The sequence below is a fragment of the Streptomyces sp. NPDC050439 genome (assembly GCF_040655335.1).
GTDB lineage: Bacteria > Actinomycetota > Actinomycetes > Streptomycetales > Streptomycetaceae > Streptomyces.
This window is the reverse complement of record NZ_JBFAJT010000001.1, coordinates 1330008-1349753: the sequence shown is the minus strand read 5'-3', so window position 1 is coordinate 1349753 and position 19746 is coordinate 1330008. Positions and strand designations below refer to the sequence as shown.

The 19746-nt window shown below is 70.7% G+C and carries 18 protein-coding genes; 11 read left to right on the top strand and 7 right to left on the bottom strand.

The window, feature by feature from the left end; genetic code table 11:
- Positions 1-125 precede the first annotated feature (125 nt).
- A complete protein-coding gene (locus AB0I66_RS06005; RefSeq protein ID WP_363206454.1) occupies positions 126-1319 on the top strand; it encodes a CoA transferase in 1194 nt (397 codons plus the stop codon).
- Here AB0I66_RS06005 and AB0I66_RS06000 read toward each other — a convergent pair.
- The gene (locus tag AB0I66_RS06000) at positions 1309-2553 is read right to left on the bottom strand and encodes an amidohydrolase (RefSeq protein WP_363206453.1); all 1245 of its coding nucleotides are present in this window, start codon (positions 2551-2553) and stop codon (positions 1309-1311) included. The two genes, AB0I66_RS06005 and AB0I66_RS06000, sit on opposite strands and share 11 nt — an antisense overlap.
- Before the next feature lie 181 nt (positions 2554-2734).
- Between AB0I66_RS06000 and AB0I66_RS05995 the strand changes: the two genes are divergently transcribed.
- Positions 2735-3181, top strand: coding sequence for an SRPBCC family protein (locus tag AB0I66_RS05995; RefSeq protein WP_363206452.1), 447 nt, complete (start codon positions 2735-2737; stop codon positions 3179-3181).
- Positions 3182-3184: 3 nt separating this feature from the next.
- Here the strand turns inward: AB0I66_RS05995 and AB0I66_RS05990 are convergent, their stop codons facing one another.
- Together AB0I66_RS05990 and AB0I66_RS05985 are read right to left on the bottom strand one after the other, a co-directional pair.
- A complete protein-coding gene (locus AB0I66_RS05990; RefSeq protein ID WP_363206451.1) occupies positions 3185-4783 on the bottom strand; it encodes a carboxylesterase family protein in 1599 nt (532 codons plus the stop codon).
- Positions 4784-4875: 92 nt separating this feature from the next.
- Positions 4876-5487 (bottom strand): TetR/AcrR family transcriptional regulator, encoded by a 612-nt coding sequence (locus tag AB0I66_RS05985; RefSeq protein WP_363206450.1) that lies wholly within the window; start codon positions 5485-5487, stop codon positions 4876-4878.
- Between the two features lie 193 nt (positions 5488-5680).
- Here AB0I66_RS05985 and AB0I66_RS05980 point away from each other — a divergent pair, with 193 nt between their 5' ends.
- A complete protein-coding gene (locus tag AB0I66_RS05980; RefSeq protein ID WP_363206449.1) occupies positions 5681-6664 on the top strand; it encodes a chlorophyllase in 984 nt (327 codons plus the stop codon).
- A gap of 49 nt (positions 6665-6713) precedes the next feature.
- On the opposite strand, the gene AB0I66_RS05975 is transcribed toward AB0I66_RS05980, so the two are convergent.
- Positions 6714-7286, bottom strand: coding sequence for a dihydrofolate reductase family protein (locus tag AB0I66_RS05975; RefSeq protein WP_363206448.1), 573 nt, complete (start codon positions 7284-7286; stop codon positions 6714-6716).
- Positions 7287-7919: 633 nt separating this feature from the next.
- On the opposite strand from AB0I66_RS05975, the gene AB0I66_RS05970 reads away from it, so the two are divergent.
- Positions 7920-9122 carry a hypothetical protein gene (locus tag AB0I66_RS05970; protein ID WP_363206703.1) on the top strand — a complete coding sequence of 401 codons (1203 nt, stop codon included), beginning with the start codon at positions 7920-7922 and terminating at the stop codon, positions 9120-9122.
- A 33-nt stretch (positions 9123-9155) separates the two neighbouring features.
- Here AB0I66_RS05970 and rox read toward each other — a convergent pair whose 3' ends face one another.
- Positions 9156-10586 (bottom strand): rifampin monooxygenase, encoded by a 1431-nt coding sequence (rox, locus tag AB0I66_RS05965; RefSeq protein ID WP_363206447.1) that lies wholly within the window; start codon positions 10584-10586, stop codon positions 9156-9158.
- A 205-nt stretch (positions 10587-10791) separates the two neighbouring features.
- Between rox and AB0I66_RS05960 the strand changes: the two genes are divergently transcribed.
- On the top strand, positions 10792-11976 hold the full coding sequence (locus AB0I66_RS05960; protein WP_363206446.1) for an acyl-CoA dehydrogenase family protein: 1185 nt from the start codon (positions 10792-10794) through the stop codon (positions 11974-11976).
- Between the two features lie 84 nt (positions 11977-12060).
- On the top strand, positions 12061-12798 hold the full coding sequence (locus AB0I66_RS05955; protein WP_363206445.1) for a thioredoxin domain-containing protein: 738 nt from the start codon (positions 12061-12063) through the stop codon (positions 12796-12798).
- Positions 12799-12853: 55 nt separating this feature from the next.
- Here the strand turns inward: AB0I66_RS05955 and AB0I66_RS05950 are convergent, their stop codons facing one another.
- On the bottom strand, positions 12854-13489 hold the full coding sequence (locus tag AB0I66_RS05950; RefSeq protein ID WP_363206444.1) for a glyoxalase: 636 nt from the start codon (positions 13487-13489) through the stop codon (positions 12854-12856).
- A 105-nt stretch (positions 13490-13594) separates the two neighbouring features.
- On the opposite strand from AB0I66_RS05950, the gene AB0I66_RS05945 reads away from it, so the two are divergent.
- Both AB0I66_RS05945 and AB0I66_RS05940 read left to right on the top strand, forming a co-directional pair.
- Positions 13595-13942: a hypothetical protein gene (locus tag AB0I66_RS05945; protein WP_363206443.1), complete on the top strand. Its 348-nt coding sequence runs from the start codon at positions 13595-13597 to the stop codon at positions 13940-13942.
- An 85-nt stretch (positions 13943-14027) separates the two neighbouring features.
- Positions 14028-14585 (top strand): TerB family tellurite resistance protein, encoded by a 558-nt coding sequence (locus AB0I66_RS05940; RefSeq protein ID WP_363206442.1) that lies wholly within the window; start codon positions 14028-14030, stop codon positions 14583-14585.
- A gap of 74 nt (positions 14586-14659) precedes the next feature.
- Here the strand turns inward: AB0I66_RS05940 and AB0I66_RS05935 are convergent, their stop codons facing one another.
- Positions 14660-15631, bottom strand: coding sequence for an XRE family transcriptional regulator (locus AB0I66_RS05935; RefSeq protein WP_363206441.1), 972 nt, complete (start codon positions 15629-15631; stop codon positions 14660-14662).
- A 538-nt stretch (positions 15632-16169) separates the two neighbouring features.
- On the opposite strand from AB0I66_RS05935, the gene AB0I66_RS05930 reads away from it, so the two are divergent.
- From AB0I66_RS05930 to AB0I66_RS05920, 3 genes are all read left to right on the top strand, one after another.
- Positions 16170-17366, top strand: a complete 1197-nt coding sequence (locus AB0I66_RS05930; protein WP_363206440.1) for a S1 family peptidase — start codon at positions 16170-16172, stop codon at positions 17364-17366.
- Between the two features lie 183 nt (positions 17367-17549).
- Positions 17550-18680 (top strand): LLM class flavin-dependent oxidoreductase, encoded by a 1131-nt coding sequence (locus AB0I66_RS05925; RefSeq protein WP_363206439.1) that lies wholly within the window; start codon positions 17550-17552, stop codon positions 18678-18680.
- Entirely contained in the window at positions 18680-19684 is a 1005-nt protein-coding gene (locus AB0I66_RS05920; RefSeq protein ID WP_363206438.1) for an alpha/beta hydrolase, read from the top strand. The genes AB0I66_RS05925 and AB0I66_RS05920 overlap by 1 nt, the downstream gene beginning before the upstream one ends.
- The last annotated feature ends 62 nt before the right edge of the window (positions 19685-19746 follow it).

Sequence of the window (19746 nt, the reverse complement as noted above, 5' to 3'; positions counted from 1 at the left end):
CCTCGAGCCGCTGACCGGCAACGTAAGGTCACCGCCGCCGCGACCCGCACCGCCCTGGACCACCCGCCCGAACTGACCGAGGGTGGTCAGGTCCCGCTCACCACGGCCAAGGAGGCCCCCCGCACATGCCCGACGAGCCCCGCCCCGCCTCCCCCCTGGCCGGCACGAAGGTCGTGGACCTGTCCAAGATCCTCGCCGGCCCCTACGTCACCATGTCCCTCGCCGACCTCGGAGCGGACGTCATCAAGGTCGAGCACCCCCGGGGCGGCGACCCGACCCGCGCCTGGGGCCCGCCCTTCAACGGCCCCGACGCCACCTACTACCTGGCGGCCAATCGCAACAAACGCTCGGTGACCCTGGACCTCAAGTCCCCCGAGGGACAGGAGGCCGTGCACCGCATGCTCGCCGACGCCGACGTCCTGGTGGAGAACTTCCGCCCCGGAAGCTCCCTGGCCGACGTCTTCGACTACCGCGCGCTCAGCGAGCGCTACCCCCGCCTGGTGCTGCTCCACATCTCGGCGTTCGGCGACACCGGCCCGCTGCGCGACGAGCCCGGCTACGACATGGTCGCCCAGGCGAGCGCCGGACTGATGTCACTCACGGGCGAGCCCGACGGCCCGCCCGTCAAGGCCGGGTACGCGATGGGCGACCTCGGCGCCGCGCTCTTCGGCCTCATCGGTGTCACCTCGGCCCTCGTCGAACGCGAGCGCACGGGGCGCGGCCAGTACGTCACGACATCCCTGTACGAGTCGCAGCTCGCCCTGCACATCAACTGGGCCACGGGCTACTTCGCCACCGGGGAACGGCCCACGCGCCTGGGCTCGGGCCATCCGAGCCTCGTCCCGTACCAGGCCTACGCCGCCTCCGACGGGTACTTCGTGATCGCCGTCGGCAGCGACGGACTCTTCCGCCGCCTGAGCGGGACGCTCGGCCACCCGCAGTGGGCCGACGACCCGCGTTTCGCCACCAACCGCGCCCGCGTCACCCACCGCAAGGCCCTCAACGCCAAGCTGGAGGCCGTCCTCGTCGACGACACGGTGGCCCACTGGTGCGGGCTGCTCAAGCAGCACGGCGTTCCCGTCGCCCCCATCCGCACCCTCGACGAGGTCTACGACTGCCCGCAGACCGAGGCGCTCGGCATGGTCCAGAAGGTCGACCATCCGGACGTGGGCCCGCTCCGGCAGGTCGCCTTCCCCGTCAGCTTCCGGGGCGAGCGTCCCGCCGTACGCACCGCACCGCCCACCCTCGGCGCGCACAGCAGGGATGTGCTCGCCGAACTCGGGTACGACGAGGCGGAGATCGACCTACTCAGCCGTTGAGCTGGTGCAGCGCGGCGCCCACCAGCGTCTGTACGCCCGGCAGCAGGACCGAGAGGTCCGGGGCGAACAGGGGACTGTGGTTGGCCGGCACCGCGGTGATCTTCTCGCCGAGTCCCTCGCCCGGGGCTGCGTGCCAGGCGTCCCGCGGTGTCGAGGCCACGAACCAGAAGTCGTAGGGGACCCCGGTGGGCACGAGGAGCGAGAAGTCCTCGCTGCCCATCGCGGGCCCGAAGTTGAACACGCCCTGCGCGCCGAGCAGTTCGCGGTGCACGGCCGCGATCTCCGCGTCCAGTGCCGCGTCATTGACGGTGGCCGGGAAGCCGGCGCCCAGGTTCACCTCGGGCGGCGTCGGGCACCCGGCGGCGTCGCATTCCCCCTCGACGATGCGGCGCACCGCGGCCAGGACCCGCTCGCGGACCTTCACGTCCTGCGTACGGAGGTTCAGGCCGAGGCGGGCTTCCGCGGGGATGATGTTGGGCCGCTGCCCTGCGTGGAACTGCCCCGTGGTCAGCACCACCGAGTCCGCCGCCGAGACCTCACGGGACACGACGGTCTGCAGCCGGGTGACGATGTACGCGGCCGTCACCACCGGATCGACGCTCGCCTCGGGCCGCGAGCCGTGGCCGCCGACCCCCGGCACCACGATGTGCAGGTCGTCGGCGGCCGACATGATCAGCCCCGGTGTGTGGGAGACGAAACCCGCGGGGCCGGGGGCGACATGCTGGCCGAAGACGGCGTCGGGGCGCGGGAAGCGTTCCTGGAGCCCGTCGGCGACCATGGCCCTGGCTCCGCCGCCCGCCTCCTCGGCGGGCTGCCCGATCACCACGAGAGTGCCCGACCAGGTGTCCCGTGCGGCCGCCAGTGCTTCGGCGGCGAACGTCAGCCAGGTGACGTGCATGTCGTGGCCGCAGGCGTGCATGACTCCGTCCACGGTGGAGGCGTACGCGAGCCCCGTGGTCTCGGTGACCGGCAGCGCGTCCATGTCACCGCGCAGCCACACCACGGGCCCGTCGCCGTTCTCCAGGACGCCCACCACGCCGGTCCCGCCGACCCCGGTGGTCACCGCGTACCCGGCGGTGCCCAGCCGTCCGGCGAGGGTCCCGGCCGTGCGGTGCTCCTGGAAGGAGAGCTCGGGATGGCGGTGCAGGTCCTGGTACAGCTTCTCCAGATCCGGCACCTTCAGCCCTGAGGTGAGGTCCAGGGCCAGACTCGCTGCGGCGGCTGCGGTGGGCATGCGGCTCCTTGCGTGCGAAGCGGTCGAGGTGATCGAAGCGACCGAGGCATTCGAGGGACGGGATCACCCTTTCGGTCACCCTCGCACAGGGCGCGGCGCCCGGCAGCGGTCGCTCCGGAAGGTGCGGCAGGTGGCAAAGTGCAAAAATCGGTGCATACCCCCCGATAGGAGTGTGGTCAGCGTGTCCCGGAACCGCCGTCTGATCCTGGCCTCACCGGCCGAGGTCTGGAGTCTGCTGTCCGACGGCCGCCGGTACGGGGAATGGGTGACGGGAACCCAGGAGGTTCTCGCCGTGGACCCGCACTGGCCCGCGGTGGGTGCCCGGCTGAAAGTCCGGGTCGGCGTCGGCCGGCTGGTCCTTGACGACACCTGCGTCGTCCGCATCAGCGAACCGGAGAGCCGCCTGCAGTTGGAGGCGAAGGCGGGCCCCCTCGGCGCGGCCCGCATCGCCATGAACCTGGTCCCCTGGGGCGAACACACCCTCATGATCCTCGACTGGCACCCTCTCCGCGGCCCCGGCACCCGGATGCACGGGCTCCCCGTGGACTACGTGATCGGGGTCCGCAACGGCATGATGCTGACGAAGCTGGCCAGGGTCGCGGTGGGGGAGCACGGCCGCAACGTCTGAGGCTCAGCCCAGCGACTTCCAGAAGTGGTACCGGTGGTCCTTGGCGAAGTCCACCGGGCGGATGCCGCCGGGGCCCGAGGCCAGGGACTGTGTGTTCGGGTCGGTGGGAGTGGTGGGCTTCCAGGAGGCCCTGCCGGTGCGGGCGAAGTCCGTCCAGATGCGGATCATCACGTCGGACAGGCCGCGCTGGGCGGGGTCGAGCTCCTCGTAGTCGTCGATCTCGAAGAGGTAGGGCAGCTCGAAGAGATGCCCGGCACCGGCCGGGAAGCCGGGCTCGGGGTACATCGGGTCCGCGTACCAGGGGGTCTCCTTCTCCGCGAACTCGTAGGAGTACGTGGGGACATGGCGGGCGAGTGCGCGGCCGGTCTCGATGGCGGGCTTGGCGTAGAGGGCGTCCGTGAGGGGGGCGGCGAGCGCCAGGGCGGGGGTGTCGTCGTAGGCGTGGACGGGGTAGCGCTCCAAGACGGTCGCGGCCTTCTCCTTGCCGAACTCCTCCTCCAGGCGGGCCCGATGGTCGGCCGCGTCGATCGTCGCGCCGGGGTCGCCGGTGGCCTGCTTCTTGGCGAGTTCCATGCCGTAGACCATCGACCGCATCTCGTCGCGGTTGGTGCCCTGGAGGACCGGGACCTTGTTGAACCGGCCCGTGGCGAACGCCTCCTTGGGTGTCAGGGGCAGCAACTCGCCCCCGTAGACGGGGGAGTAGCTCGGGCCCTGGCCGAAGGGGTGGATCAGGTGCTCGACGGGAGCTTTGCGCCAATCCTTCACGCCGGGCTCCTTCTCCAGGGCGGCGGCTGTCCTCTTGCCCTGCCGCAACGCGTCCTTGCGATCGGTCTTGCCGTCGGGGCCGGTGCAGGGGCCGCTCTGCGAGATGACCCGGTCGAAGAGTCCTGCCGATGAAGGGGCGACCAGGTGGGCGCAGGTGCTGTGCGATCCGGCGGACTCCCCGAAGAGGGTGACGTTGCCGGGGTCGCCGCCGAAGGCGGAGGCGTTGTGCCGCACCCAGCGCAGGGCTGCCTGCTGGTCGAGGAAACCGTAGTTGCCGGACTCGCCGTGCCGTGAACCCTTCTCCAGGCCGGGGTGGGCGAGGTAACCCAGCGCCCCGATCCGGTAGTTGACGGTCACGACGATCACATCACCTTGCGCGGCCAACCGTTCGGCACCGTGCATGGCGCCCTCGCCGTCCGTGTGATCACCGCCGTGCAGATAGACCATCACCGGGCGGGGCCGGGTGGGCTCGGCGCGCGGGGTGGTGACGTTGAGGAAGAGGCAGTCCTCGTTGTTCGACTTGGGCCCCGCCGGCGGGACGGAGCCGGTCTGCGGGCAGCCGGAGCCCGGCTCGGTCGCGTCCTTGACGCCCTGCCACTTCCTCGCGGGCGCGGTGGGCGCCCAGCGTCGCTCGCCGGTCGGCGGGGCCGCGTAGGGGATGCCCTCGAAGGTGCGCGCGTCGGCGGTGACGGTGCCGCGCACGGAGCCCTTGTCGGTCCGCACCACCGAACGCTCTGCGCCGCCGCTTGAGTCGGCGGCCGCCGTGCAGGTCAGGGCGGCCAATGTGCCGATGGCGAGAGTGCCGGTGATCGCTGCGTGTGCTGTTCGCTTCATCATGTAGACGAGCGTATGGATCCGGGAATCCGGCGAGCAGCCGGACAGCCACCGGCTGCGGGGTGGTGTCAGCACCACCCCGTGGGGCGCGGGAGTCAGGACGGCTGTGTCGGTCGCAGTCCCCGAAGAAGCAGCGCGATCAAGCGGCGGGAGTCGTAGCGGTCGGGGTCGCTGTCGTGCCCGATGCAGAGGTTGCCGATGCCGCGCATGAGTTCGTAGGCGCGGGTGCCCGGTTCGATCTCGTCGGCGTCGGCCGCTGCCTGGAGCAGTTGCTCGCAGACGGGCACCAGACGGTCGAGGAAGTACGTGTGCAGCGCCTCGAAGCCGCCGCTGTCCGACTGCAGCGCGTTGGCGAGCCCGTGCTTGGTGACCAGGAAGTCGACGAAGAGGTCGACCCATCGGTGGAGCGCGGCCAGCGGGGAACCGGCATCCGCCAGCAGGGCCGGCCCCGCCTCGGCGCACGCCTCGACCTGGTGGCGGTAGACGGCGACAACGAGATCCGACCGGGCCGGGAAGTGGCGGTAGATCGTCCCCACCCCGACGCCCGCCCTGGCCGCGATCTCGCGGATCGGCGCGTCGACACCGGAGGTCACGAACACCGCGGCGGCGGCGGCGAGGAGCGTCTGTTCGTTGCGCTGCGCGTCGGCCCGCTTGCTTCGGGGTGCGCTCCGGGCCGGTACCTCACCGGAGTTGCTTGCGGCGGGCATCGCGCTCTCCTTCCCGTGATCCGGGGATCGTTGACAAAGCGGAACGCTGTTCCGTATCGTCGAACTGTAAGCGGAACGGCGTTCCGATTGCAGCATATCCGACGCCGGACGCTTCTGGCCGTCTGCCTCCCCGCCTCCCTGACCGCCGACCCGCACGGGCCGGCACGGAGGCCACCGAAGGGAACCCCGCACCATGAGCGCATCGCATTCCACAGCCGCTACAGCTGGGAGCGACGCAGCCGACATCCTCGGCTCGCCCAGCCCCGTGCTCTCCGTCAGCCCCGTGGTCCTTCCGGCCCCCGACCGGGCCGTAGACCTGGAGGTCCGGGTCTCCGCCCCCGTGACCGGGAGCGACCTGCCGGTCATCCTCGTCTCGCACGGCCAGGGCTTCTCGAACCACCTCTCCTCGCTGAACGGCTACGCCCCGCTCGCCAACTTCTGGGCGGCGCACGGCTTTGTCGTCATCCAGCCCACCCACCTGAGCTCACGGACGCTGAGCCTGGACCCCGACACCCCGGGCGCGCCCCTGTTCTGGCGCTCGCGCGCCGAGGACATGAAGCGCGTCCTCGACCAGCTCGACGTCATCGAGTCCGCCGTCCCGCAGCTCCAGGGGCGCGTCAATCGCGACAAGGTCGCGGTGGCCGGGCACTCGATGGGAGGGCACACCGCGAGCCTCCTCCTCGGCGCCCGGCTCACCGACCCGGAGGACGGGACGGACGTGGACCTGTCCGACCCGCGCGTCAAGGCGGGCGTCCTGCTCGGCGCCCCCGGCAGGGGCGGTGACGCCCTCACCGACGAGGTGGCCAATAGCTACCCCTTCTTCTCGACCACGGACTTCTCCGGGATGGCGACACCGACGCTCGTGGTCGCGGGCGACAAGGACGACTCCGCCCATCTGACGGTGGCGGGCCCGGACTGGCACGCCGATCCGTACACCCTCGCGCCGGGTCCCAAGGCCCTGCTCACCCTGTTCGGGGCGGAGCACGGGTTCGGCGGGATCTCCGGATACGACGTCGCCGAGACCACGGACGAGAACCCCGCGCGCGTGTCCGCGGTCCAGCGCCTCACCTGCGCCTATCTCCGCAGCGAGCTCCGCCCCGGGGACTCCGCCTGGCAGACGGAGCGCGAAGCGCCGGCGGCCGGCCCCGACCCGATCGGACACATCGTGTCCAAGTGAGGCCGAGGCGGGCGGCGGTCGGGGAGGGCGGCGGTCGGGGTGCGCGGCCTCAGCGGACGACGTCGAAGACGTTCTTCTGCAGGCCGTTGGCGTAGACCTCGTGCTCCACGAGCCGCAGCTTCTGGGCGTCCTTGTCCGTGGCGCTGAACAGGCGCTTGCCCGCGCCGAGCAGCAGCGGAAAGACGAGCAGGTGGTAGCGGTCGATCAGACCGGCGTCGGAGAGGTTCCGGTTCAGGGTGGCGCTGCCGTGCATGATGATCGGGCCACCCTCGGTCTTCTTCAGGGCGGCCACATCGTCCAGCGAGCGCAGGATCGTGGTCTCGCCCCAGCCCGACACCAGGTCACCCTCGGCGAGGCTGGTGGAGACGACGTACTTCGGCATCGCCTTGTAGTCCGCGAACTCCTCCATGCCCGGCCACACGGGGCTGAACGCCTCATAGCTGACCCGGCCGAACAGCATCGCCGTGGCCTCCTGCTGCTCCCGGCCCTTGATCTCGTACGCCTCGGGCAGGAACTCCACGTCCTTGAAGGTCCACCCGGAGTTCCGGTACCCGGGCTCGCCGCCCGGCGCCTCCACGACACCGTCGAGAGAGACGAAAGCGGTGCTGATCAACGTACGCATCTGAGGCACTCCTGAAGTTCCGGTCATGGTCGCCGCTTCATCATCGCGGTCACGGGGATTACGGGGGTACTGACCGCGGCTCCCGCAAAAAGTAATCGGCAGCAAGGTCAGGCCAAGGTCAGGCCAAGGCCGGGGCAAGGTCATTTCGGAGGGTGGAAAGGCGTTGTCCGCTTCTGCCTGCTCGTTCTACCCTGTCGCCGAGGCCGGCCCCAAGCCCCCGGACCGGCCCGACCGCTCGGCAACTCAGGCTGCCGGGTCCGTACTTCCTTGCAGCGGACGCATGGACACCGGCTCGTCCCGCCGGCCGTCGCGTCAGGGGGCCACTCCCGCGGTCCCCGGACGCCGGCCGGTGCGGACACCCGCTCCTGGGGTACCAGGGGGAGCCTGCCCCCAGGAGCGCCGCGGCCGCCGCCGCCGAAACCGGCGGCGGCCGCAGGCTCCGGCAACACCACTCGCTGCCCGGAGCACACGCTCTTTACCCGCCTCGCATGGCCCGACACCCTCACGGTCACAGATCCCGGGACCAAGTGCGCGCCCGTTTTGGGGGATTCGGCGTGGTAAAGGGTGAACACCGCTGCCGCCCCCGAGGTGAGCAGCGGATACGGTGCTCTGGTGACTGATGGGGAGGGGACGGTGCCCGGGACCGCGCTGCTGATTGCGGCGGCGCCGGTCGGCAAGGCCCGTATGGTGGATGCGGCTTCCGTGCTGCCCGTGCTCGCCGCGGTGTCTCCGGCGGTGCTCGCCGGTACCGCGACCGCGAGTGTCGTGGAGCTCGCGGACCCGCTTGATCCGCAGACCGTGCTGACCCGGCTGCGCGCGGCCGCGATGGCGCCGGGGCCTTTGACGGTGTACCTGGTCGGGCAACTGCACCTCGATCGCCGTCAGCGACAGCAGCATGTCGCCCTGGCGCGGACCACGGCGGCGACGGTGCGCTACACCGGCTTCCCCTGGCACTGGATCGCCCAGGAGCTGCGGCTGCGCCCGCCCGGCAGCACGACCGTCGTCGCCGATCTGCATGCCGACGCCGACAGTTGGCAGCAGCTGGCGCAGCGCCCGCTGGAGGTGGGTGCGGGCGTGGCGCTGTACGGGCGCGTCGCACCGCCGCCCGGCCGACGCGCCGTCGCGGTGCCCTCGTACATGAAGGCGCTGGCGACGGTCCTGCGCAGTGGGCACCGGCCGCCGCTGGCGGACCTGCATCAGCATGTCGCGGCCCAGACGGCGGAGGAGGGCGCGGCCGGCGTCATGCTGCTCAGTGCCGATCCCGCCCTCGTGGCCTTCCCCGCCGGCGCCCCCGGAGCCATGCGCGACCGTGCGCCGGTGCCCGCCCACCACGTGACGGTGCCCGCCCAACAGCAGGCGCCCGTTTCCGTACCCGCTTCCGTACCCTCCGGCGCGCCGGAGGGACCCGGTGCGGACCCGCACGCGGCGATCACCAGGGCCGTGGAGGCGGGACGGCACGGCGAGGCGGCCTCCATGGCCGCCGCCTGGGAGCGGGAGGCACTGCGTACGCACGGGCCCTCATCGCCCGAGGTGGTGCACTGGATGGAGGTCCGCGGACATCTGGCGATCTTCGCCAAGGACCCGGGTCGCAGCTGCGAGATCTGGCTCGCCGTGGTCTCCACCCGGCTCACCGCGGGCCAGGCCCCCGACGCCCCTGACGTCGAGGCCGCCGCGGACCTGGCCCACCATCAGTGGGAACAGGTCCGCGACCCCGACACCGTCCGCGAACTCGGCCCGGCCCTGGTCGCGTTGCGGCGCCGCGTGCCGGGCCGGCAGCGCGGCACGGTGAACCTCGTCCAGCAACGCCTCGTGCAGTTCCACACGCAGGTCGGCTGAGAACCGGACACCGGACCGGTTCCTCGCGTACGTCTACGCCGTTGTCGGGGCGCCGAACCACTTGGGCAGCAGGTCGAGCAGTTCCTGCTGGTCCTCACCGACCCACGCCACATGACCGTCTGGCCGCAACAGCACGGCGGGCGCGTCCAGTTCCTCGGTGACGTCGACGACGTGATCGACCCGGTCGGCCCACCCTGCGACCGAGAGCCGGCCGGTCTGGTCGAGCAGCAGCCCCCGGCCCTCGTGCATCAGCCCGTACAGATGCCCCTGCTTCAACTCCACGTCCCGCAGGCGCCGCCCGAGGAGCTCATGGCCCTCGCCGAAGTCGTAGCTGACGTCGACCGCGGTGATCATCCCGGTCACGTACCGGTTCACCTCCTCGAAGTCCATCAGCTTGGCGAACAGCTCCCGCAGCGCCGTCGCACCCGGATCGGACCCGAGCATCGCGATCTGCGCGCGGGTGTTGTCGAGGACGCGGGCGCCCACCGGATGCCGTTCCGTGTGGTAGGTGTCGAGAAGTCCCTCCGGCGCCCAGCCGTCGACCGCGGCGGCCAGCTTCCAGCCGAGGTTGAACGCGTCCTGCACGCCGAGGTTGAGCCCCTGCCCGCCGGTCGGCGGGTGGATGTGCGCCGCGTCGCCCGCCAGCAGCACCCGGCCGACCCGGTAGCGCTCGGCCTGCCGGGTGGCGTCGCCGAACCGGGAGAGCCAACGCGGCGAGTGCACCCCGAAGTCGGTCCCCGCGTGGGCCCGCAGCTGCTGCTTGAAGTCGTCCAGGGTCGGCTCGGCCGAGCGGTCCTCGGTCACCCCGTCGGCCGGGACGACGACGCGGTACACCCCGTTCTCGCCGCGGCTGAGGCCGAATCGCAGCTGGGTCTTGTGTACTTCGGCGGTGGCGGCGTCGATGGTCGCTTGATCCGCGGTCACCTCCATCTCGCCGAGGAGGGTCTCGACCGAGGCGGGCACGCCGGGGAAGTCGACGCCGAGCAGCTTGCGCACGGCACTTCGGCCGCCGTCGCATCCGACGAGGTAGCGCGAGCGCAGGTGGGTGCCGTCCGCGAGTTCGGCACGCACCCCGTCCTCGTCCTGGCTGAGCCCGACCACCTCGCAGCCGCGCCGGATGTCGGTGCCGAGTTCGACCGCGCGCTCGTGGAGCAGCCGCTCGGTGACGGGCTGCGGAGTGGCCACCCCGAACGGGTGCGCCGTGTCCAGCTTCTCCGGCCACGGCTTGATGATGCCGCCGAACAAACCACCGACCTGGAACTTCTCATTGACCGCGAGGAACCGGTCAAGCAGGCCACGCTGGTCCATCACCTCGACGCTGCGCGCGTGCAGGCCCTGCCCGCGGGACTGCTGGGTGGGCTCCGCCGTCTTCTCCAGGACGACCGTGTGCACACCGTGCAGCCGGAGCTCGCTCGCCAGCATCAAACCGGTCGGTCCGCCGCCGACCACGATCACGTCAATCATTGTTCTCATTTCGCTGGGATTCCGGCTGAGATCGATGATTCTGCGCCACGACCTGGGTCTTGCCGCAAGGCCCCCCATGCGCTATATCTTGAGCATGGCAAGGAGTTCGCACACTCCTTGCCTTTGTCGTGCGACCGCCGTGCAACCGTCGTGCGACGCGCGCGCTCCGGTACGGGCTCGGCTTGTCGATGAGGAGCGTCCCGGCATGAGCACTCTCGACATCCTTTCCGAGGACGAGCAATTCGTCGTCAGAACGGTTCGGGACTTCGTGGACCGCGAAGTACGGCCGGTCGTGCGGGAGTTGGAGCACGCCGACACCTACCCCGAAGTTCTGATCGAGCAAATGAAGAGCCTCGGCATCTTCGGCCTCGCCATTCCCGAGGAATTCGGCGGCACGCCGGTCTCCATGCCCTGCTACGTCCTCGTCACCGAGGAACTCGCCCGCGGCTGGATGAGCCTGGCCGGCGCGACGGGCGGCCACACCGTGGTCGCGAAGCTGCTGCTCCACTTCGGTACGGAGGAACAGCGGCGCCGCCACCTGCCGAAGATGGCCACCGGGGAGACCCGGGCCACCATGGCGCTCACCGAGCCGGGAGGCGGCTCGGACCTCCAGGCCATGCGCACCTCCGCCCGCAAGGACGCGGGCACCGGTCCCGATGCGGGTGGATACGTCATCAACGGGTCGAAGACCTGGATCACCAACTCCCGCCGGTCCGGGCTCATCGCCCTGCTGTGCAAGACCGATCCGACCGCCGAACCCGCCCACAAGGGGATCTCCATCCTGCTCGTCGAGCACGGCCCCGGCCTGACGGTCGCGCGCGACCTGCCCAAGCTCGGCTACAAGGGCGTGGAGAGCTGCGAGTTGTCGTTCGACGACTACCGGGCGCCGTCCGACGCCGTGCTCGGCGGGGTCGAGGGCAAGGGCTTCGCACAGATGATGAAGGGCCTGGAGACCGGGCGGCTCCAGGTGGCGGCGCGCGCACTGGGGGTGGGCCGGGCCGCGTTCGAGGACTCCCTCGCCTACGCCCAGGAGCGCGAGACCTTCGGCGAGCCGATCTGGAGACACCAGTCGATCGGCAACTACCTCGCCGACATGGCCACGTTCCTCACCGCCGCCCGCCAGCTCACCCTGTACGCCGCCCGGGAGGCGGAGGCGGGCCGCCGCGTGGACATGGAGGCAGGCATGGCCAAGCTCTTCGCCTCCGAGACGGCCATGCAGATCGCGCTCAACGCCGTACGCATCCACGGCGGATACGGCTACTCCACCGAGTTCGACGTGGAGCGCTACTTCCGCGACGCCCCGCTGATGATCGTCGGCGAGGGCACGAACGAGATCCAACGCAACGTGATCGCACGCCAGTTGACAAAGCGGGGCGGCCTCGAAGCGTGAGCGGACGCGCGCCCCCTTCTCCCCGGTGCCATTCGTGACCTTGAGCGCATAGTGTCTGCGCGATCAAGGGGAGGGAATTCGCAGGTGAGAAACGCAAGAAGGCCGGCCGTCACGACCGCGTTGGCGATCGCCGTCGTGGTGGTCACGGGCTGCGCACCGCAGACGCAGTCAAAGGGTGCGGACGCCCACGCTGCCGGAGGCACCGGAAGACCGGGCCCGGCGCCCTACGCGGGTGTCGGGGAACTACCGGAGAAGCTGGCCGCGGACGGCACGACGATCGTGGTGGGGGATCCGGCCGCGGCGACCAAGGTTCAGCTGTACGAGGACCCGCGCTGCCCGGTCGTGGAGGAGTTCGAGGCGACGGGTGCCCCGGCGCTGCGAGAGATGACACTGCGCCGCGAGGCCAGGACCGAGTACACCCTCGCGTCCTTCAGGGACGACCGCGTGGGCGGCGACGGTTCGAAGAAGGCGGTCAACGCCCTGCGTGCGGCGCTGGCGGAGGGCAAGTTCACCGAGTACCACGCCGTGCTGTTCGAGAACATGACCGAGAACGAACTCGCCGGGGGCTACACCACGGCGTCCTTGCTGGAACTCGCCGGGCAAGTCGAGGGGCTGAGGGGCAAGCCCTTCGACTCGGCGGTGCGAACGATGAAGTACGGGGACTTCGTCGCCGCGTCGGAGAAGGCGTACGAGAAGGCGGGTGGCGACGATCCGCGGGGGCCCGGCACACCCACGGTCGCCATCAACGGCTCCCAGGTCACGGGCGACCTGTACGGCTCGCTGTTCGACAAGGAGCTCTTCGACCTGCTCCTGACGCTGTGACCCCGTGACGCTGTGACCCCGTGATCCTGTGATCCTGTGACCGGTGACGAGCGCGTCACGCGGAGGGGGTGCGCTGTACCGGCGCCGCGGTCTCCCAGGCGTATCCGTCCAGGTCGACGAACGGGCCGTCGCCGCCGTTGATCATGAGGCGGTGCGATCCGGTGCCGTCGGGGGACACGCCGAGGTCCTTGGCCAGGGCGCGGCGCCGGTACAGCGCCAGCTTGAAGGCGCCGGACGCGGCCTCGAACTCGCAGTACATGCGGCCGAAGCTCTTGGCCATGGTGAGGCCCTGCTCGACGTAGAACTGCTTGCTCGCGGCCATGTCCGCGACGCCCAGCAGAAGCACCATCTCGTCGATCCGCCGGGTGACGGGTCCGGTGTCCTTCTTGGCCGAGGTCGCGACCTTCCAGATCGTGCCGTCCGGGGCCTGTACGACGCCGCCGTAACCCCAGAGCGACTTCGAGACAGGCTTCAGGGAGGTGGCGCCCGCGGCGAGGGCGGCGTCGACGAGGCTCTTGACGTCGCCCGGCTGGGACACCGTGAGGGCGAGAGTGAACCCCCGGAACCCGGTGCTGGCCTCTTCGGAGGCCCGCAGGCGCAGCTGCGAGTCCAGGCCGAAGGCCGTGGTGTAGAAGCGGTGCGCGGCGGTGGTGTCGGCCACGTCGAGGGTGACGGATGCGATGTTTGCCATGTCCATCACGCTAGAGAGTCCAGGGCAACCAACGCTTCTCCATTCCTGACCGGTCCGGCGCGCTGCGATGATGGCGGCCCCGACGATCCCGAGAGGGCATGCCCCGTGCCGACGCCTGCCGACTTCCTGGCACTGGCCCGTACCGAGAGCGACAGCTCCGTCCTGCACCGGCTCGTGAGATGCCCCTACCCCTTCGTCTGGCAGGCGGTGGCCGCCAACCCCCACACCCCGCCCGCGGCGCTTCTGGAGCTGACCACGGCCCGCGACAGCACCTGGAACGACAACAGGCTCCTCCGCCTCCTGGCGGAGCATCCGCGCTCGGACCGCGAGGAAATCGGGGCGGACGAGGTGCAGTCGCTCGGCGCCCTGCGCGGGGCTTCCGCGCGCTTGCGCGGTCTGTTGGCCCGGCGGTTGGGCTCTCGTGTTCGAATGGCTTTCCCCAGGTGTCCGTGACGGAACTTCGGGGGCCGGGGAGGCGTTGGCAGGGTGACGCGTGGAACGCGCGCGGACGAGCTAACAGGTAGCCGAGGTGGCACGGATGGCGATGTGGGACCGGATCAAGGACCAGGCCAAGGGTCTGCAGCAGCAGTCGCAGGGGGGACGCAGCAGCACCGGCGGTCACGGACGGCCGGGTTCGGGATCGGGGTCGGGCGGCTCCAAGGCGCAGCTCGTGGGCGTGCTCAAGTCCCAGCTCGCCTCCCTCAAGACGGAGCTCAAGAGCGGTTCCTACCGCGACGCGAGCATGGCCATGTGCGCCCTGGTCGCCGCCGCTGACGGCTCGGTCGACCCGGCCGAGCGCCGACACGTGGAGTCGCTGATCCTGCAGAACGACGTGTTGAAGAACTTCCCGCCAGAGCAGTTGCAGCAGCGGTTCAACAAGCACGTCGACCAGCTGTCGTTCAACTTCCAGCAGGGCAAGACGGAGGTCATGCAGGAGATCGCCAAGGCGGCGAAGAAGCCGACGGAGGCCAAGGCGGTCGTGCAGACCGGCTTCGTCGTCGCGGGCGCGGACGGGTACATCGCCCCGGCCGAGGAGCAGGTCCTGCGCGAGGCGTGCGCGGCGCTCGGCCTCTCCCCGCAGGAGTTCGGGCTCTGATCCACAGCACGCACTCCGGTGCGTGACGTGATCCGGGGGCCCGCACCCACCACGGTGCGGGCCCACGAGAGGCCTCAGGTGACCTCGTCCGGCCACTGCCAGCTCATGCCGTAGATGCCCTGCCGGCACTGCGCCGCGTACAGATGAGCCGCGCCGGAGGAGTCCACGGTCAGGGGGCGTACCTTGCGCTGCTGGGCGGAGGCGTTCTCCCGGTAGTAGGAGTGGCAGATCGCCGGCGGCCGCTCGTGCGGGAAGTGCACCTGCAGGAGATAGGCGTCCTGGTTGCCGCGTATGCCCCGCTCGTGGAGCGTCGTCGGGTGCCCCTGCGGCGCGGTGCGGATCTCGTAGTCGACGGTCGTTGTCTCGCCGAACGACAGTGGACGGCCGAAGCCGATCTGGAGCATCACTCCGCCCGACACCGCGTCCTGCCGCATCGATTCCAACTGGCCGCAGTGGACGATCGCTTCGGGCGGTCCGGCGTCCGGGTCGTCCAGGAAGTGCAGATTGATCAGCCGGTCCGGACCGTCGCAGACGGCGCGCACCAGGTGGTTGATGGTCAGTCGGCTGACGCAGCCCTGCCGGTCCAGGTGCAGGACCTCGCGGGTGAGGAGTATGGCGACCCCTTGGTTGAAGCGGGGGAAGGCGTCCCCGAGTGCCTGCTCCTGCCGGGACGCGCGACCGTAGAGGCGGCGCGTCGCGTGCTCGTCGACGCGTACGGCCGGACGGCGCCCGCGCGGACGCTGGGATCGCAGCAGGCCGGAGAGTTCTCCGGGCGCCAGGTCGAGGATGCTCTCCAGCGCGACCACGGCACGCAGGGAGTCCGAGCGCTCGGGGCGGGTGCGGTCGCGCTGCCAGTAGCTGAGGGTCGCGGGCGTGAGCCGGATGCCGCGTGCGGTGAGCCGCTCGCAGATCCGGTCGAGGGGGAGCCCGCGCCGGCGCACCGCCTCGCGCAGGGCCACGGCGAACGGAGCGGGGGGATCGGTCGAAAAGGCCGCCCTCGTACCGGATTCGGAGTCGTCCGACGTCAGCCCGGATGAGACCGTCACGAATTTCGCCTCCCGGCACGACAGATGACGAGCCGCACTCCCGGAGCAGATGCATCTGCCCGATGAATGCCGTTGTGCGTCACGCCTGGGCATGGCCGGACACGGGCGGCGACGGACAAAAAGAATTCCCGGCCTGACGCCTCGCCTACCAAACCCCGCCGGACCGCGTACGTCAATATCCGTCACGCCGATTCCGCATCACATATCGGCGTCGTCACGGATCGGCCTCGGGGTGACCGGCAGCTCAGACGCGGTCAACTCCCGCCTCCGGACGCCCCCCTGTGCACGCGGAGGGGGTTCCGCTTCCCACGCTCCACACCCGCGGACGCGCATTAAGTGTTTACCCCTTTCGCCTTAAGGGCCGGTGCCTCGCCATGCCTTGTGCGGCCACCCGAAGTGACGGGATGGTTTCGCCCAACGGCGCGGTCCGGGAAATCCCGTGTACGGCGTCGATGGATGTTCGGTGCACCAATTGACCCCACCCCGGTGCACCGAACGTCCATATGCCACCCCCCACTTACCCTTGGAAGGCATTCCCATGGCGCATGTTCGGCATTACCTCCTCGCTGCCGCGGCAGCCGGGGCCCTGGTGGTCACGACGGGGGCCACCGGCGCACACGCCGAAGCGACCCCCACGCCGCGCTACGAGCCGCAGATGATCGAGGCCCTGGCGGACACCCTCGGCGTCAGCGAGACCGCCGCCGTACGACGCCTCGACGAACAGGCGGACCAGCAGCGGAGACTGGACCGGCTGCACCGGGACGGCGTCCGGACGGACGGGGCGTTCTTCGACGCGAAGGGCGAACTGACCGTGAACGTCGGCGCGTCCCGCGCGGCGGCGCAGGTGAAGGCCACCGGCCTGACCGCCCGCATACCGAGCCGCGGGGAGGCGGAGCTGACGCGCGTCACCGCCGCCCTCGACGAGGCGGCGGCCGAGCGCGTCCCGAGCGGCATAGCCTCCTGGGAGGCGGACCTGGCCTCCGACACGGTCAAGGTGACCGTGGCCGACTCCACCGCCCCGGCGGCGCGCGCCTTCCTCAAGGAAGCCCGCGAGTTCGGGGACGCCGTCCGGGTGGTCAAGGGCGGGCAGGACCTCGAGGCGAAGGCGGCCGTCTCCCCGGGCAGCCGGATGAACATCAACAACCAGCCTGGTTCGTGGTGTTCGGTCGGCTTCGGCGCCCGCAACAGCGCAGGCCGGCAGTACCTCGTCACGGCGGGCCACTGCGTGGTCGGCAACCCCGGTCTCTACTTCAACGGCTCGAAGTTCGCGACCGGTTCCACGACGCGCTTCGCGCTCGGCCAGAACAGCGTGGACATGGGCCTGGCGACGATCCAGTCGGGGTCCTCGATCACCACGGCAGTCGGCACCTGGGGCAACGGCGCCTCGGTCGCGGTGCGCGGCAGCCAGCGCGCGGCGGTCGGCGCGAACCTGTGCAAGTCGGGCTCGACGACAGGCTGGACGTGCGGACGGGTCGGTGCGTACAACGTGAGCGTCACCTACACCGATCGCAACGGCGGTCCGGACACCGTGGTCAGCGGCCTCGGCCGGTCCACGGTGTGCGTGGAGGGCGGGGACAGCGGCGGCGCGTACATCTCGGGCAACCAGGCCCAGGGCATGACCTCGGGCGGCCCGACGAACCAGTCGTGCGGCGGGGTGAACGACCAGGGCTCCTCGTACTTCCAGCCCCTGGACGACACGCTGCGGTACTACGGCCTGACGCTCAACACGAACTGACCCTCTGCGCCTGAGGAACACGCATCCCCGGGAGAGCCGTCACGGCTCTCCCGGGGATTTCTGCGCGTTGCCGTTCTCTTGCAAGTTCTGGACCTGACGACTAGTCATATGACTGCTTGAAACAGCAGCGCCGCCCGCAGTGGCCCATAACGGCTCACAGCGGCTCAACTCCCTGGAGGGCACGTGAAGTTCTCCGTCATCTTCGAAGCGCAGCTCGCCGACCCCACTGTCGAGCGCGAGCATCAACTCATCCATGACAGCGTCGAACAGGCCGTCCTGGCCGAGGAGATGGGGTTCGACCGCGTCTGGGCCGTCGAGCACCACTCCCTCAAGTGGTACGCGCACATGAGCGCCCCGGAGATCTTCCTGACCTGGGTCGCCGCGCGCACCAGCACCATCCGCATCGGCCACGGCGTTGTCTGCATGCCGTTCGCCTTCAACCACCCGGCGCGGGTCGCCGAGCGCGTCGCCATGCTCGACCTGCTGTCCGGCGGGCGGCTCGACCTCGGGGCGGGGCGCGGCGGGACGCTCCAGGAGACCTCGCTCTGCGGAGTCGACAAGGAACGCACGACCCAGGAGGTCGAGGAGGCGCTGCAGATCATCGGCAAGGCATGGGAGAGCGAGGAACTGGAGCACCACGGCGCGCTGCTCGACATCGATCCGCACCCCATCCTGCCCCGGCCCCGACAGACCCCGCACCCTCCGCTCTTCCTCGCCTGCAGCAGGACCGAGACCCTGACTCAGGCCGCCGAACTCGGCATCGGCGCCCTGGTGATGGGCTTCGCCGGGCCCGATGCGATCGCCGAGATGCGAGCCGCGTACGACACGGCGATCGCGGCCCGCAGCGACGCGCGCCTCGTGTCCCGAGTCGTCAACGACCACTTCTCCGTGCTCTGCCCGACCATCGTGCTCGACGACCGCGAGACCGCCCGGAGCGTCGGCATCCGCGGACAGCGGTTCTTCGCGCAGTCCATCGGACACTGGTACGGCGGCGCCGGCATCCCCGACGAAGCCGTGGTCGAGGGGGCCGACGAGGCGGCCGCGATGCGCGAGGCCGCCGAGCAGGTCGTCGCGCGGCTGCACGAGCACGACATCCCGGTACGGCCCACCTCCACGGCCACCTTCAACGCGGATCACGCCTATGGGACCGCCGACGACGCCATCGCGTACGTGGAACGGCTCCGCGACGCGGGCGCCGACGAGATCATGTGTCTCATCCAGATGGGCACCGTCCCGCAGGAGGCCTGCATGGAGACCCTGCGGCAGTGGGGCGAGAAGGTCATCCCCTACTTCCGGGCCCAGGAGAGCGGGTGATGGCGACACGCCCCGACGGCGACCGCCTCGCCCTGGCCGCACGGCCCCTCGTCGACGCGCTGAGCGCGGCCTTCCCCGACCTCGGCGGCACCGTCACCGACGCGACAGAGGCCCGCCGCATCCTCGCCGCGACGCCTCCCACCGGAAAGGACGCGCCGACGGTGGGTGCAGTCGAGAACCGGAGCATCCCCGGCCCCGCCGGAGCCCCTGACCTGCCCGTACGCGTCTACCGTCCACCGGGGCGTACCCACCCACGGCCCACTGTCGTCTTCTTCCACGGCGGCGGCTACACCCTCTGCGGCCTGGACACCCACGACGCCACGGCCCGCACCCTCTGCGCGCGATCCGGAGCCTTCGTGGTCTCCGTCGCCTACCGCCTCGCCCCCGAGCATCGCTTCCCCGCGGCCACGGAGGACGCGTACGCGGCCCTCTGCTGGGCCGCGGCCCGGACCGCGGCGGGCGGGCTCGGCGGCGATCCGGCAGCCGTGGTGACGGCCGGGGACAGCGGCGGGGGCGGCCTCGCCGCCGTCGCGGCCCTGATGGCGCGGGACCGGGGCGGGCCCGCCGTGGCGCTCCAGGTGCTGATCTATCCCATGCTCGACGCGGGGCAGGGCAGCGGTTCGTATACGACGAACGCGACCGGCTACTTCCTCACCGCCGCGCACCTGCGCTGGTTCTGGGAGCAGTACCTCGGCCCGGACGGCGACGGCACCCACCCCTACGCCTCACCCCTGGGCGCGGACATCGCCGCGCTGCCGCCCGCGCACATCGTCACCGCGGGCTGCGATCCGCTGTGCGACGAGGGTGCCGCGTACGCGGTCAGGCTGCGACGGGCGGGGGTCCCGGTGACACGGGGGCACCGTCCGGCGATGTTCCACGGGTTCCTGGGTTTCCCGCGGCTCCTGGACGATACGCGGACCGCGGTGGCGGAAGTGGCAGAAGCAGTCGCCTCCACGGTGTCCGGCAGGAAAATCAGCGGTGATGTTGGGGGTGTCACAGGATAATTTCCCGAGCCTCCTCTTGTGGTGGGGAACCTCGCACACATACGGTGTTCTGACGCGAGGTT

What these genes read in the sequence shown, in the direction of transcription:
- AB0I66_RS06005 (WP_363206454.1), top strand. Translation starts at nt 126, where the DNA reads ATGCCCGACGAGCCCCGCCCCGCCTCCCCCCTGGCCGGCACGAAGGTC.
- AB0I66_RS06000 (WP_363206453.1), bottom strand. Translation starts at nt 2,553, where the DNA reads ATGCCCACCGCAGCCGCCGCAGCGAGTCTGGCCCTGGACCTCACCTCA.
- AB0I66_RS05990 (WP_363206451.1), bottom strand. Translation starts at nt 4,783, where the DNA reads ATGATGAAGCGAACAGCACACGCAGCGATCACCGGCACTCTCGCCATC.
- AB0I66_RS05985 (WP_363206450.1), bottom strand. Translation starts at nt 5,487, where the DNA reads ATGCCCGCCGCAAGCAACTCCGGTGAGGTACCGGCCCGGAGCGCACCC.
- AB0I66_RS05980 (WP_363206449.1), top strand. Translation starts at nt 5,681, where the DNA reads ATGAGCGCATCGCATTCCACAGCCGCTACAGCTGGGAGCGACGCAGCC.
- AB0I66_RS05975 (WP_363206448.1), bottom strand. Translation starts at nt 7,286, where the DNA reads ATGCGTACGTTGATCAGCACCGCTTTCGTCTCTCTCGACGGTGTCGTG.
- rox (WP_363206447.1), bottom strand. Translation starts at nt 10,586, where the DNA reads ATGATTGACGTGATCGTGGTCGGCGGCGGACCGACCGGTTTGATGCTG.
- AB0I66_RS05960 (WP_363206446.1), top strand. Translation starts at nt 10,792, where the DNA reads ATGAGCACTCTCGACATCCTTTCCGAGGACGAGCAATTCGTCGTCAGA.
- AB0I66_RS05950 (WP_363206444.1), bottom strand. Translation starts at nt 13,489, where the DNA reads ATGGCAAACATCGCATCCGTCACCCTCGACGTGGCCGACACCACCGCC.
- AB0I66_RS05940 (WP_363206442.1), top strand. Translation starts at nt 14,028, where the DNA reads ATGGCGATGTGGGACCGGATCAAGGACCAGGCCAAGGGTCTGCAGCAG.
- AB0I66_RS05930 (WP_363206440.1), top strand. Translation starts at nt 16,170, where the DNA reads ATGGCGCATGTTCGGCATTACCTCCTCGCTGCCGCGGCAGCCGGGGCC.
- AB0I66_RS05920 (WP_363206438.1), top strand. Translation starts at nt 18,680, where the DNA reads ATGGCGACACGCCCCGACGGCGACCGCCTCGCCCTGGCCGCACGGCCC.